Source organism: Streptococcus sp. GP0011 (assembly GCF_030546305.1).
GTDB lineage: Bacteria > Bacillota > Bacilli > Lactobacillales > Streptococcaceae > Streptococcus.
The window spans coordinates 172,640-185,854 of sequence record NZ_JAUONR010000001.1; the positions used below are offsets into that span (position 1 = coordinate 172,640).

Annotated in this window: 14 protein-coding genes; 10 read left to right on the forward strand and 4 right to left on the reverse strand. The window is 41.8% G+C overall.

Annotated elements, in window-relative coordinates; all coding sequences use genetic code 11:
* The first annotated feature begins 74 nt into the window (after positions 1-74).
* A complete protein-coding gene (gene metG / locus Q4443_RS00880) occupies positions 75-2,072 on the forward strand; it encodes a methionine--tRNA ligase (RefSeq protein WP_049519631.1) in 1,998 nt (665 codons plus the stop codon).
* Positions 2,073-2,088: 16 nt separating this feature from the next.
* Here metG and Q4443_RS00885 read toward each other — a convergent pair whose 3' ends face one another.
* From Q4443_RS00885 to coaA, 3 genes are all read right to left on the reverse strand, one after another.
* A complete protein-coding gene (locus tag Q4443_RS00885) occupies positions 2,089-2,622 on the reverse strand; it encodes a DNA topology modulation protein (RefSeq protein WP_049519632.1) in 534 nt (177 codons plus the stop codon).
* Between the two features lie 52 nt (positions 2,623-2,674).
* Positions 2,675-2,911 (reverse strand): 30S ribosomal protein S20, encoded by a 237-nt coding sequence (rpsT, locus tag Q4443_RS00890; RefSeq protein WP_001274000.1) that lies wholly within the window; start codon positions 2,909-2,911, stop codon positions 2,675-2,677.
* Between the two features lie 67 nt (positions 2,912-2,978).
* Positions 2,979-3,899, reverse strand: coding sequence for a type I pantothenate kinase (gene coaA, locus Q4443_RS00895; protein ID WP_000180519.1), 921 nt, complete (start codon positions 3,897-3,899; stop codon positions 2,979-2,981).
* 201 nt (positions 3,900-4,100) lie between these two features.
* On the opposite strand from coaA, the gene Q4443_RS00900 reads away from it, so the two are divergent.
* The 9 genes from Q4443_RS00900 to Q4443_RS00940 all read left to right on the forward strand — a co-directional run bounded on the left by Q4443_RS00900 (position 4,101) and on the right by Q4443_RS00940 (position 12,456).
* Positions 4,101-4,505 (forward strand): hypothetical protein, encoded by a 405-nt coding sequence (locus tag Q4443_RS00900; protein WP_038805414.1) that lies wholly within the window; start codon positions 4,101-4,103, stop codon positions 4,503-4,505.
* A 201-nt stretch (positions 4,506-4,706) separates the two neighbouring features.
* Complete coding sequence (locus Q4443_RS00905) at positions 4,707-5,297, forward strand: class I SAM-dependent methyltransferase (protein WP_080978836.1); 591 nt, start codon at positions 4,707-4,709, stop codon at positions 5,295-5,297.
* Positions 5,294-6,571 carry a pyrimidine-nucleoside phosphorylase gene (locus Q4443_RS00910; RefSeq protein ID WP_001202940.1) on the forward strand — a complete coding sequence of 426 codons (1,278 nt, stop codon included), beginning with the start codon at positions 5,294-5,296 and terminating at the stop codon, positions 6,569-6,571. The genes Q4443_RS00905 and Q4443_RS00910 overlap by 4 nt, the downstream gene beginning before the upstream one ends.
* A 19-nt stretch (positions 6,572-6,590) precedes the next feature.
* Positions 6,591-7,253 (forward strand): deoxyribose-phosphate aldolase, encoded by a 663-nt coding sequence (gene deoC, locus Q4443_RS00915; protein ID WP_049519638.1) that lies wholly within the window; start codon positions 6,591-6,593, stop codon positions 7,251-7,253.
* Complete coding sequence (locus tag Q4443_RS00920; protein WP_049519639.1) at positions 7,240-7,629, forward strand: cytidine deaminase; 390 nt, start codon at positions 7,240-7,242, stop codon at positions 7,627-7,629. Before deoC ends, Q4443_RS00920 begins: the two co-directional genes overlap by 14 nt.
* An 89-nt stretch (positions 7,630-7,718) precedes the next feature.
* Positions 7,719-8,774, forward strand: coding sequence for a BMP family protein (locus Q4443_RS00925; RefSeq protein ID WP_001036150.1), 1,056 nt, complete (start codon positions 7,719-7,721; stop codon positions 8,772-8,774).
* Between the two features lie 136 nt (positions 8,775-8,910).
* Complete coding sequence (locus tag Q4443_RS00930; protein ID WP_049519640.1) at positions 8,911-10,446, forward strand: ABC transporter ATP-binding protein; 1,536 nt, start codon at positions 8,911-8,913, stop codon at positions 10,444-10,446.
* Positions 10,439-11,497 carry an ABC transporter permease gene (locus tag Q4443_RS00935; RefSeq protein ID WP_303407836.1) on the forward strand — a complete coding sequence of 353 codons (1,059 nt, stop codon included), beginning with the start codon at positions 10,439-10,441 and terminating at the stop codon, positions 11,495-11,497. The genes Q4443_RS00930 and Q4443_RS00935 overlap by 8 nt, the downstream gene beginning before the upstream one ends.
* 2 nt (positions 11,498-11,499) lie before the next feature.
* The gene (locus Q4443_RS00940; protein ID WP_000029132.1) at positions 11,500-12,456 is read left to right on the forward strand and encodes an ABC transporter permease; all 957 of its coding nucleotides are present in this window, start codon (positions 11,500-11,502) and stop codon (positions 12,454-12,456) included.
* A 33-nt stretch (positions 12,457-12,489) separates the two neighbouring features.
* Here Q4443_RS00940 and plsY read toward each other — a convergent pair whose 3' ends face one another.
* Positions 12,490-13,131 (reverse strand): glycerol-3-phosphate 1-O-acyltransferase PlsY, encoded by a 642-nt coding sequence (gene plsY / locus Q4443_RS00945; protein WP_216728314.1) that lies wholly within the window; start codon positions 13,129-13,131, stop codon positions 12,490-12,492.
* Positions 13,132-13,215 lie beyond the last annotated feature (84 nt).

The following is a 13,215-nucleotide window of genomic DNA, read 5'->3' on the forward strand; positions in this document are numbered from 1 at the left end:
ATCGAAAATCACTAAAAATATGATATAATGAAGTGTTAGAAAATCAGGTTTCATTTGCCTGGAAAGGAAAAATTATGTCTGAAAAGAATTTTTATATTACAACACCGATTTACTATCCATCTGGTAAACTTCATATCGGTTCTGCCTACACAACCATCGCTTGTGATGTCCTAGCTCGATACAAACGCCTCATGGGCTATGATGTCTTTTATCTGACAGGTCTTGACGAGCATGGTCAGAAAATCCAGCAAAAAGCGGAAGAAGCTGGAATTACACCACAAGCCTATGTTGATGGGATGGCAGTTGGAGTTAAAGAACTCTGGCAATTACTTGATATCTCATATGATAAATTTATCCGTACAACTGATGACTACCATGAAAAAGTAGTGGCGCAAGTTTTTGAACGCTTGCTTGCTCAAGATGACATCTACCTAGGTGAATATTCTGGTTGGTATTCAGTCTCAGATGAGGAATTCTTTACAGAAAGCCAGCTTGCAGAAGTTTTCCGTGATGAAGCTGGAAATGTAACGGGTGGTATTGCCCCATCAGGTCATGAGGTTGAATGGGTTTCTGAAGAGTCTTACTTCCTTCGCCTCAGCAAATACCAAGACCGTTTGGTAGATTTTTTCAAATCTCATCCTGACTTCATCACTCCAGATGGCCGTCTCAATGAAATGCTACGTAACTTCATCGAGCCAGGTTTAGAAGATTTGGCAGTGTCTCGTACAACCTTTACCTGGGGTGTTCCTGTCCCGTCAAATCCAAAACACGTTGTCTACGTTTGGATCGATGCCCTTCTTAACTATGCGACAGCTCTTGGTTACGGTCAAGATGAGCATGGTAACTTTGACAAGTTCTGGAACGGAACAGTCTTCCAAATGGTCGGAAAAGACATCCTTCGTTTCCACTCCATCTACTGGCCAATCCTTCTTATGATGTTGGATGTTAAATTACCTGACCGCTTGATTGCCCATGGTTGGTTTGTCATGAAAGACGGTAAGATGTCTAAGTCTAAAGGGAATGTCGTTTATCCTGAAATGTTAGTAGAACGCTATGGTCTCGATCCACTTCGTTACTATCTCATGCGTAGCCTTCCAGTTGGTTCAGACGGAACCTTCACTCCAGAAGACTATGTAGGTCGTATCAACTATGAATTGGCAAATGACCTAGGAAACCTCCTTAACCGTACGGTTTCCATGATCAATAAGTACTTTGATGGTCAAATCCCTGCCTATGTAGAGGGTGTAACAGAGTTTGATAATGCTCTTGCTGAGGTTGCAGAACAAGCAATCGCAGACTACCATAAACACATGGAAGCAGTTGACTACCCACGTGCTCTTGAAGCAGTCTGGACTCTTATCTCTCGTACCAACAAATACATCGATGAGACAGTCCCATGGGTCTTGGCTAAGGATGAAGCGCTTCGTGATCAATTGGCAAGTGTTATGAGCCACTTGGCAGCCAGCCTTCGCATTGTAGCGCACTTAATTGAGCCATTTATGATGGAAACTAGTCGTGCGGTTTTGACTCAGCTTGGTCTAGCAGAAGTTTCTAGCCTAGAAAACTTGAGTTTGGCAGATTTCCCTGCAGGTGTGACTGTTGTTGCTAAAGGAACACCAATCTTCCCACGTCTGGACATGGAAGAAGAGATTGCCTATATCAAGGAACAAATGGAAGGCAACAAACCAGCAGTCGAAAAAGAATGGAATCCAGATGAAGTTGAACTCAAACTCAACAAGGATGAAATCAAGTTTGAAGACTTTGATAAGGTCGAAATCCGTGTCGCAGAAGTCAAAGAAGTGTCTAAAGTGGAAGGTTCTGACAAGTTGCTCCAATTCCGCCTAGATGCTGGTGATGGTGAAGACCGTCAAATCCTCTCAGGAATTGCCAAATACTATCCAAACGAACAAGAATTGGTCGGCAAGAAAGTCCAAATCGTTGCCAACCTCAAACCACGCAAGATGATGAAGAAATATGTCAGCCAAGGAATGATCCTCTCAGCTGAACATGATGGACAATTAACCCTTCTCACAGTTGATCCAGCTGTACCAAATGGAAGTGTGATTGGATAATAGCAAAAAATCAACGTTAGACACGTTGGTTTTTCTTGTTATGTACGAGATTTTCTAAGAAGTGGTCCATCTCCTTTTGAGACCGGAGGACAATTACTTTATCTGGATAGGTTTCTTGAACCTGCTGATAGCGTTCTTTGGCATTCTTTGTCCGCCCATCCCAGAGAATCCATCGGATAAATTCCCAGTCAAAGCGTTCAGGACAGCCTGCTGCCATACTTTCTCTGACCTTGCCTCGGTATGTGAGATACCGTTTAAAGGCTCGAAAGAGACAAGTCCATGGTGAAAAATTGAGAAAGATGATTTTGTCAGCTTCCAGCATTCTTTCTTCATAGCAACACCAAGAGTAGTTACCATCGATGACCCAAGTTTCATGCTTTGTGAGAAAGTTTTTCATCTCGGTCAACATCCATTCGCGGTCACTGTCTTGCCAACCAGGTTGAAATTGGAGTGTGTCCATATGCAGTTTGGGGATGGAGTAGTGGCTAGATAACCTTTCTGCCAGAGTTGACTTGCCTGATCCAGAATATCCGATGATTGCTATTTTCATTTTCTACCTTTTCTGATTAGAGGACAAAAAAACAGCCTCTATGGACTGTTTCTTATTTAGCAAGTTTAGCTGAAAGACGAGCTTTATCGCGGCTTGCTTTGTTTTTATGAATCAAACCTTTAGTTTCTGCTTTGTCGATAGCTGAGCTAGCAGCACGGAAAAGTTCTTCAGAAGGGTTTGCTTCGAAAGCTTTGATAGCAGTACGCATAGCTGATTTTTGAGCTGAGTTTTTTTCGTTTTGTTTAACGTTCAATTCAGCGCGTTTGATAGCTGATTTAATGTTTGCCAATGTTCTTACCTCCATATTTACTAACTATACCATTATATATGAAAACTTAGGTTTTGACAAGGGGAAATTATTTTTTTAGGTAAATTTCATCGATTTCATGGTTTTTAGTCTTGTGGAGAATGACCTCGGCGCGATTCCTTGTCGGTTCGATATAGTTTTGTAGATTTGTGAGATTAATACTGGTCCAAACCTGATGTGCAAAGGCTTCAACTTCTCCAATTGGCATTTGCGTAAAGCGGTGGTAGTAGCTGTTGGGATCATTTTGGGCAAAGCTGAGGAGTTTTAAGAAACGATCCAGATACCAACTTTCAATGTCCTCAACTGCTGCATCCACATAGATGGAGAAATCAAAGAAATCAGTGATGTAAAGGCGCTCATTTTGAGGGTTTTGAAAGACATTGATGCCCTCGACAATGACAAAATCAGCAGCTTTGACACGTTGCTTCTCTCCAGGAACAATGTCATACACTTCATGAGAATAGACAGGAATATCGACATCTTGCCCATTCTTTAGGCGGTCAAGAAAATTCAGCAAGGTTTCCATATCATAACTTTCAGGAAAACCTTTGCGATTTAAGATATCTTGGTCTATCAAGGTTTGATTGGGATAGAGAAAACCGTCAGTTGTCACCAATTCTACAGTAGCATCTGGGAGAGTGCGTGATAGTAGAATCTGAATCAAGCGACTAGTAGTAGATTTCCCCACAGCAACGCTTCCAGAAACCCCAATGATAAAAGGCTGAGATTTGCTTTCACGTTGGAGAAAAATTCCTTTTGAAAAAGCCAAATCATCCTTGGTGCGCTTGTAAATATGGATAAGATGAACTAGGGGAAGATAGACATCTGTTACGTCCTGTAGACTAATCTGGTCATTGAAACTCTTGATGGATTCTAACTCTTCCTCTGTCAAAGGGGGGGTAGTTTTGCGATGCAATGATTGCCAAGTCTGGCGGCTGATTTTTTCAAAATGTAAAAATTCGTTGGTCATTTGTTTTCCCCTAGATATTTTGTTTATCATACCATAAAAAGCTAAAAAAATAAAGCGGTTTCTTGATGGTAGTAAGTCAATATCGTATAATAGAGGTAGATGGAGGTTGAATAATTTAATGATGAGATAGGGAATGGTTTCTGAAGACTTATCAGTTATTAAAAGTGAGCTTTTTGGTTCACAATTTATTGGAGGTGTGTCATGAAAATCTTAAAACGTTATATATTGGAACTCTGTTTTATTTTAAGTTTTGCACTACCTTTTATAAGGGGTGCGAATGCGGATAATGGTAGACGCTTTGTGGAAATCTATTACGGTTTTACTTTTTTGATGGAACATGCCATTGTAACAGTTGTCTTTATCTGTTCGCTCTTGATTGCCTGGCTAGTAAAAAAGCAGTGGACGAAATGGCTTGCTGCTGGTAGTTATCTATTTTTGATTTTGTGGATTGCTACAGAAGGATATCTATTCCGTATGTCACTAGAAGATTTGATACGACTTTGGACAAGTTTGGAAATCTTGACACAAACTTATCAGTTGGGTTTTTATCTAAACATCATATTGGGAATCTTGTTGATAATAAAGTATTTTAAGGTTAAGAAATAGTAATAAAAATGCGCTTGATTACAGGCGATCTGTTTTTCCTGACTATGATAATTTGTAGTTCCCGATAGATTGTAATGTATTTCTAATAATTGAAAGAGATTGAAGAAAAGGTTTTTTGACTAGGATTCTTCAGTCTTTTTCATTTGATCATCACTTTGTAAACGATTTACAATTCAAGCTAAATTATGGTAAAATAGTTTTATGAGTAAAATGTATTATGCAGAAAATCCTGATGCTGCACACGACATTCATGAGTTGAGAGTGGAGTTGTTGGGAAAAAACATGACCTTTTTGACGGATGCGGGTGTTTTTAGCAAGAAAATGGTTGACTTTGGGAGTCAGCTCTTGCTCAAGTGTCTAGAGGTAAATGAAGGAGAGACGGTCCTTGATGTAGGTTGTGGTTATGGGCCATTGGGTTTGTCGTTAGCCAAGGCTTATGGAGCTCAGGTAACCATGGTCGATATCAATAATCGCGCTCTAGACTTAGCGCGTCAAAATGCTGAGCGTAATAAAGTAGAAGCAACGATTTTCCAATCCAATATCTATGAACATGTTGAAGGAAAGTTTGACCATGTTATTTCCAATCCGCCGATTCGAGCGGGCAAGCAAGTTGTTCATGAGATTATCGAAAAGAGCAGAGATTTCTTGAAAGACGGAGGAGATTTAACCATCGTCATTCAGAAAAAACAAGGAGCTCCAAGTGCTAGAAATAAGATGGAAGACGTTTTTGGAAATTGTGAAATCGTAAAGAAAGATAAGGGATACTATATCCTTAGAAGTGTGAAAGAATGAGAGCAGTTGATTTAATCCAAAAGAAACGAGATGGTCAAGAACTGACTTCAAATGAAATCAAATGGCTGGTAGAAGGCTATGTGGCTGGAACTGTTCCAGACTATCAGATGTCTGCTTTTGCTATGGCTGTTTATTTTAAAGGAATGACCACACGTGAGATTTCTGACCTGACGATGAATATGGTCAAGACAGGTCAGGAGTTTGATTTGTCAGCTATTGAGGGGGTTAAGGTTGACAAGCATTCGACTGGTGGTGTAGGTGATAAGGTGACCTTGATTTTGGCTCCCCTTGTTGCAAGTTTCGGAGTGCCCGTTGCTAAAATGAGTGGTCGTGGTCTTGGCCATACTGGTGGGACGATTGATAAATTGGAGTCCATTAAGGGCTATCAAGTCGAACGAAGTCAAGAAGATTTCATTCGTCAGGTACAGGACATTGGTGTATCTGTCATTGGGCAGTCAGATCAGCTGGTTAAAGCAGACAAACTTCTCTATGCCCTCCGAGATGTGACAGCAACTGTAGACACGATTCCTTTGATTGCGAGTTCGGTGATGAGCAAGAAAATTGCTGCAGGAGCGGATGCCATTTTGCTAGACGTAACGGTCGGTGAGGGTGCCTTCATGAAGACGGTTGATGAGGCGCGCGAATTGGCTCAAACCATGGTGGATCTTGGTAAGGCAGTTGGTCGAAAGACGGTAGCAGTCATTACCGATATGAGCCAACCCTTGGGAAGAGCCATTGGCAATCGTCTCGAAATCCTTGAGGCAATCGAGATTCTCCAAGGAAATGGCCGAGAAGATATTAGTCACTTTATCTGCGAGCTAGCTCAGATTATGCTTGGCTTGGCTGATGTTGAAAAAACGATTGAGGAAATCCGTCAACACCTGGAAAATGGCCAAGCACTGGCTAAGTTTGAAGAAATGGTAGCAGCACAAGGCGGTGATTTAGAAGATCTCTATCGCCCCGTCAAAGTTGCCCATGTGGTGGAAATTCCAGCTCAAGATACGGGTGTTATTTCAGCTCTTCCTGCAATGGAATTTGGCCTCTATGCCATGAGACTAGGAGCTGGTCGTGCAGTCAAGTCTGATGACTTGGACTATGAAACAGGGATTGTTTTTGAGAAGAAGGTTGGAGACTCCGTTCAAAAAGGGGAAATTGTTGCAAAAGTTTATACAAATGGAAAAATTTCTTCTGAACTAGTTACAGAATTTCAAAAATATGTTAAAATAAATGATGGAGTGCAAAGTTTACGAGAAATTATAGAAATTATCTCATAAAACCAGGGAGAATCCGAATATGAAGTTAAATAAATATATTGATCATACGCTTTTAAAGCAAGATGCAAGTCAAGAACAAATTGATCGTTTGCTATCTGAAGCGCGTGAGTATGACTTTGCCAGCGTTTGTGTTAATCCCACATGGGTGAAACATGCGAAAACAGGGCTTGAAGGCTCAGATGTAAAAGTTTGTACAGTAGTAGGTTTTCCTTTGGGAGCAACAACTTCAGCTGTGAAAGCTTTTGAAACAAAAGAAGCTGTTCAAAACGGTGCGGATGAGATTGATATGGTTATCAATGTTGGTGCTCTCAAATCAGGAAATCTGGATTTGGTTGAATCGGACATCCGTGCTGTCGTAGAAGCAAGTGGTGACAAGTTGGTTAAGGTCATTATTGAAGCTTGCTTGTTGACAGACGATGAAAAGGTTGTGGCTTGCCAATTATCCCAGAAAGCAGGCGCTGACTTTGTCAAAACATCAACTGGATTTTCAACTGGTGGTGCCACTATAGAGGATGTTCAGTTGATGCGTAAAACAGTCGGGTCAGATATGGGAGTTAAGGCGGCTGGTGGAGCTCGTTCATATGCAGATGCTGTCGCTTTTGTGGAAGCAGGCGCTACCCGTATCGGAACATCTGCTGGTGTAGCAATCTTAAAAGGAGAATTGGCAGATGGCGACTACTGAGTTGATTGAACTAGCAATTGAAACCAGCAAACAAGCCTATGTCCCCTATTCTCACTTTCCCATCGGAGCTGTCTTAGTAGCCAAGGATGGTAGTATTTATACGGGTGTGAACATCGAGAATGCTAGCTATCCTTTGACTAATTGTGGAGAACGTACTGCTATTTTTAAAGCAGTTTCGGAGGGGCAACGGGAGTTTTCAGAGTTGATTGTCTACGGACAAACTGAAAAACCCATCTCGCCATGTGGTGCTTGTCGCCAGGTCATGGTTGAATTTTTTGAACAAGATCTAAAAGTGACCTTAGTCGCTAAAGATCAATCGACGGTCGAGATGACGGTCGGGGAGTTACTTCCATACTCATTTACAGACTTAAATTAGTCTGAGTCACTCTCTGAGTGATGCGGTCCTTGTGGCCAACCAATCCATACTTGCAACATCGTTGCACATCTTATTTAGGAGGTTCAGTAATGAACAAGAAACAATGGCTAGGCCTTGGTCTAGTTGCAGTAGCAGCAGTTGGACTTGCTGCATGTGGTAACCGCTCTTCTCGTAACGCCGCTTCATCTTCATCAGAAATGAAGACCAAAGCAGCAATCGTAACAGATACTGGTGGTGTTGATGATAAATCATTTAACCAATCAGCTTGGGAAGGTTTGCAAGACTGGGGTAAAGAACACAATCTTTCTAAAGATAAAGGTTACACTTACTTCCAATCAACAAGCGAAGCAGACTATGCTAACAACTTGCAACAAGCGGCTGGAAGTTACAACCTGATCTTCGGTGTTGGTTTTGCTCTTCACAATGCAGTTGAGGAAGCAGCAAAAGACCACTCTGACCTAAACTATGTCTTGATTGATGATGTGATTGAAGGTCAAAAGAATGTTGCGAGCGTAAGATTTGCGGATAACGAAGCAGCTTACCTTGCTGGTGTTGCAGCAGCGAAAACTACGAAAACAAAACAAGTTGGTTTTGTAGGTGGTATCGAATCTGAAGTTATTTCACGTTTTGCAGCTGGATTCAAAGCTGGAGTTGAATCAGTAGACCCATCTATCAAAGTTCAAGTTGACTACGCTGGTTCATTTGGTGATGCTGCCAAAGGTAAAACAATTGCAGCAGCTCAATATGCTGCCGGTGCAGACGTTGTCTACCAAGCAGCTGGTGGTACAGGTGCTGGTGTCTTTGCTGAAGCAAAATCATTGAACGAAAACAAAAATGAAAACGAAAAAGTTTGGGTTATCGGTGTAGACCGTGACCAAGCAGCAGAAGGTAAATACACTTCTAAAGATGGTAAAGAATCTAACTTCGTTCTTGTATCTACATTGAAACAAGTCGGTACAACTGTAAAAGATATTGCCAACAAAACAGAAAAAGGTGAATTCCCTGGTGGACAAGTGATTGTTTACTCATTGAAAGATAAAGGGGTTGAGCTAGCAGTAACAAACCTTTCAGAAGAAGGTAAAAAAGCTGTTGAAGATGCAAAAGCTAAAATCCTTGACGGAAGCGTAAAAGTTCCTGAAAAATAATGGATAAAAGTCATTTCTTAGGAAGCGGCCATCGGTCGCTTCTTTAAGAATTGAGGCAATTTTTGTCTCAATAGAGCTTGTTAATGTGATTAGCAGGTTTTATTGAAATAAAATAAACCTCTGAAAGGAAGAGCATATGGCACACGAAAATGTCATTGAGATGCGGGATATTACCAAGGTGTTTGGTGAATTTGTAGCAAACGACAAAATCAACTTGCAACTGCGAAAAGGTGAAATCCATGCACTTTTAGGAGAAAATGGAGCGGGTAAATCCACTCTGATGAATATGCTGGCAGGACTTCTTGAACCAACGAGTGGTGAAATTGTGGTGAATGGTCAGGTTGTAAAACTAGACTCACCATCTAAAGCCGCTGGTCTTGGAATTGGGATGGTTCACCAACATTTCATGTTGGTTGAGGCTTTTACAGTAGCTGAGAATATCATTTTAGGGAGTGAAATCACTAAAAATGGTGTTCTAGACATAGCTGGTGCTACTAAAGAAATCAAGGCTCTTTCTGAACGTTATGGTTTGGCAGTGGATCCTGCTGCTAAGGTGGCGGATATTTCCGTTGGTGCCCAACAACGTGTAGAGATCTTGAAAACACTCTATCGTGGTGCTGATATCCTTATCTTTGACGAACCGACAGCCGTATTGACTCCTTCAGAGATCGATGAGTTGATGGCAATCATGAAAAACCTTGTCAAAGAAGGGAAGTCTATCATTTTGATTACCCATAAACTGGATGAGATTCGTGCGGTATCCAATCGAGTGACGGTTATTCGTCGCGGGAAATCAATCCAGACAGTTGAAATCGCAGGAGCATCCAATGCGGACTTGGCAGAAATGATGGTTGGACGCTCAGTTTCCTTTAAAACGGAAAAACAGGCACCACAACCCAAAGAAGTGGTCTTGTCTATCAAAGACTTGGTTGTCAATGAAAACCGCGGTGTACCAGCTGTGAAGAATCTTTCTTTGGATGTTCGTGCTGGTGAAATTGTTGGTATTGCAGGTATTGATGGCAATGGTCAGTCTGAACTCATTCAAGCCATTACTGGTCTTCGTAAGGTTGAGTCAGGTAGCGTTGAATTAAAAGGCAAATCAATCGTGGGGATGCATCCTCGACAAATTACAGAACTAAGCGTGGGGCACGTTCCTGAGGATCGTCACCGTGATGGCTTGATTTTGGAGATGATGATTTCAGAAAATATCGCTCTTCAAACCTACTACAAAGAACCACTCAGCAAAAATGGCATCTTGAACTATGCCAATATCACTTCAAATGCCAAGAAATTGATGGAAGAATTTGACGTCCGTGCGGCAAGCGAATTTGTTCCAGCGGCAGCTCTTTCAGGAGGAAATCAACAAAAAGCGATTATCGCTCGTGAGATTGATCGTGATCCTGATCTCCTTATCGTCAGCCAGCCAACTCGTGGTTTGGATGTCGGTGCCATTGAATATATCCACAAACGTTTGATTGAAGAGCGTGATAACGGTAAGGCTGTCCTTGTTGTCAGCTTTGAATTGGATGAGATTTTAAATGTCTCAGACCGAATTGCTGTTATTCACGATGGTAAGATTCAAGGTATTGTATCGCCAGAAACAACTAACAAACAAGAACTTGGTGTCTTGATGGCAGGTGGAAACTTGGGAAAGGAGAAGAGTGATGTCTAAAAAATTACAACAAATTTCGGTTCCCTTGATTTCCGTATTCTTAGGAATCTTGCTCGGAGCCATTGTCATGTGGATCTTCGGATATGATGCTATCTGGGGCTATGAGGAGTTGTTCTATACAGCTTTTGGTAGCCTCCGTGGAATTGGAGAAATTTTCCGTGCCATGGGTCCTCTTGTCTTGATAGGTCTTGGTTTCGCAGTTGCCAGTCGAGCAGGTTTCTTTAACGTTGGACTTCCTGGTCAGGCTCTTGCGGGTTGGATCCTCAGTGGTTGGTTTGCCTTGTCAAATCCAGATATGCCTCGTCTCGTTTTGATTCCATTAACAGTGATCATTGCTTTGATCGCAGGTGGAATTGTTGGTGCGATTCCAGGTATCCTCAGAGCCTATCTCGGTACGTCAGAGGTTATCGTGACCATCATGATGAACTACATTGTATTGTATGTGGGAAATGCCTTTATTCATGCCTTTCCGAAAGATATTATGCAAAGTACAGACTCAACGATTCGTGTTAGTGCCAATGCTACTTACCAGACACCATGGTTATCAGAGTTGACTGGAAATTCCCGTATGAATATTGGAATCTTCTTTGCAATCATTGCTGTAGCTGTGATTTGGTTCTTGCTCAAGAAAATGACTCTCGGTTTTGAAATTCGTGCAGTTGGTCTTAATCCCCATGCTTCAGAGTACGCTGGTATTTCAGCAAAACGTACAATCATTCTATCAATGATTATCTCTGGTGCCTTGGCTGGTCTTGGTGGGGCGGTAGAAGGTCTTGGAACCTTCCAAAACGTTTACGTTCAGGGATCATCATTAGCTATCGGATTTAACGGGATGGCAGTTAGTTTGCTTGCTGGAAATTCACCAATTGGAATTCTCTTTGCAGCTTTCTTATTTGGAGTTTTGCAAGTAGGAGCACCGGGTATGAACGCAGCGCAAGTTCCGTCTGAGCTTGTTAGCATTGTAACAGCGTCTATTATCTTCTTTGTCAGCGTTCACTACATTATCGAACGCTTTGTCAAACCTAAAAAACAAGTTAAAGGAGGTAAGTAAGGATGTCTATTACAACATTACTCACCCTCTTGGTCTCTTCTATGCTGATTTACTCAGCACCACTTATTTTTACGAGTATTGGAGGAGTCTTCTCTGAACGTGGTGGTGTCGTTAACGTCGGTCTTGAAGGAATTATGGTTATGGGAGCCTTTTCTGGGGTTGTCTTTAACCTTGAGTTTGCAGAACAACTTGGAGCGGCGACTCCTTGGATTTCCTTGTTAGTTGCTGGTATCGTGGGAGCTATTTTCTCCCTCATCCATGCCGTCGCTACAGTTCATTTCCGTGCAGACCATGTTGTCAGTGGTACAGTATTGAACTTGATGGCTCCTGCCCTAGCGGTTTTCTTGGTTAAAGTTCTTTATAACAAAGGACAAACGGATAACTTAAGCCAGACTTTTGGACGTTTTGATTTCCCAGTTTTGGCTGATATCCCTGTGATTGGAGATATCTTCTTCAAGTCAACCAGTCTACTAGGTTATATCGCGATTGCCTTCTCTTTCCTTGCTTGGTTTATCCTCTTCAAGACCCGCTTTGGTCTTCGCCTTCGCTCTGTTGGTGAACACCCTCAGGCAGCGGATACCTTGGGGATCAATGTCTACAAAATGAGATATCTTGGGGTTGTTATTTCAGGTTTCCTTGGTGGAATTGGGGGAGCGATTTATGCTCAATCCATTTCTGTCAACTTCTCAGTAACGACTATTGTCGGTCCTGGTTTTATCGCCCTTGCTGCGATGATCTTTGGTAAATGGAACCCAATCGGTGCTATGCTTTCTAGTCTCTTTTTTGGACTTTCACAAAGTTTGGCAGTTATTGGTTCTCAATTACCTTTCCTACAAGGAGTGCCAGCGGTTTACCTTCAAATCGCCCCTTATGTCTTGACCATCCTTGTCTTAGCAGCCTTCTTTGGAAAAGCAGTTGCGCCTAAGGCAGACGGTATCAACTACATCAAGTCAAAATAAGCATACAAAAAAACGTCAGTTCAAACTGGCGTTTTATTTGTTAGGATTTTGATGGGTTAGGTTCAATCCCCAAGGGACAAGATTTTCAGTTTTATTTTTGATGCGTGCGATATTATCCTTGTGACGAATGATAATCAAGCTAGCAAGTGCTAGGATAATCAGAATGAAGAGGGGGTCATAGCTGCTCAGGATAAATCCAAATAGTGGAAATAGGAGAACTCCGATAACGGCTGCGATAGAAGCAGTAACGCTAGACAGTGAAATCATACTACCTAGATAGAGGCTTCCAAAGAATACGATTGCTAGATAGAGACAGAATACAGGCGCAAATCCGAAAACAACTCCAGCGCTAGTTGCGACAGCCTTGCCCCCTTTAAACCCTGCAAAGATAGGGAAAGTATGTCCAATCACAGCCAAAAGTCCAAATACAAGAGGTGATACACCTTGAAGGTGGAAAAGAATAGGAAGGAGAGTGGCCAAGGTTCCTTTAAAGAAGTCAATCACAAAGGTTGCCATACCCGCTTTCTTACCTAAAATTCGGAAAGTATTGGTTGTTCCGGTGTTTCCAGAACCATGTTCACGCAGATTTGTTTGAAAGAAAGCTTGTCCAATCCATAGACCAGACGGAATCGAACCTAGCAAATAAGCTAGAATTAATAATACAAATGTCATCATAGACCTATTATACCATGAAATGCTGTGGAAAGTCAGAGAATATCCTGTGAAATTGTGACAGCTGAAAGGGAAAAGCTTTGCAAA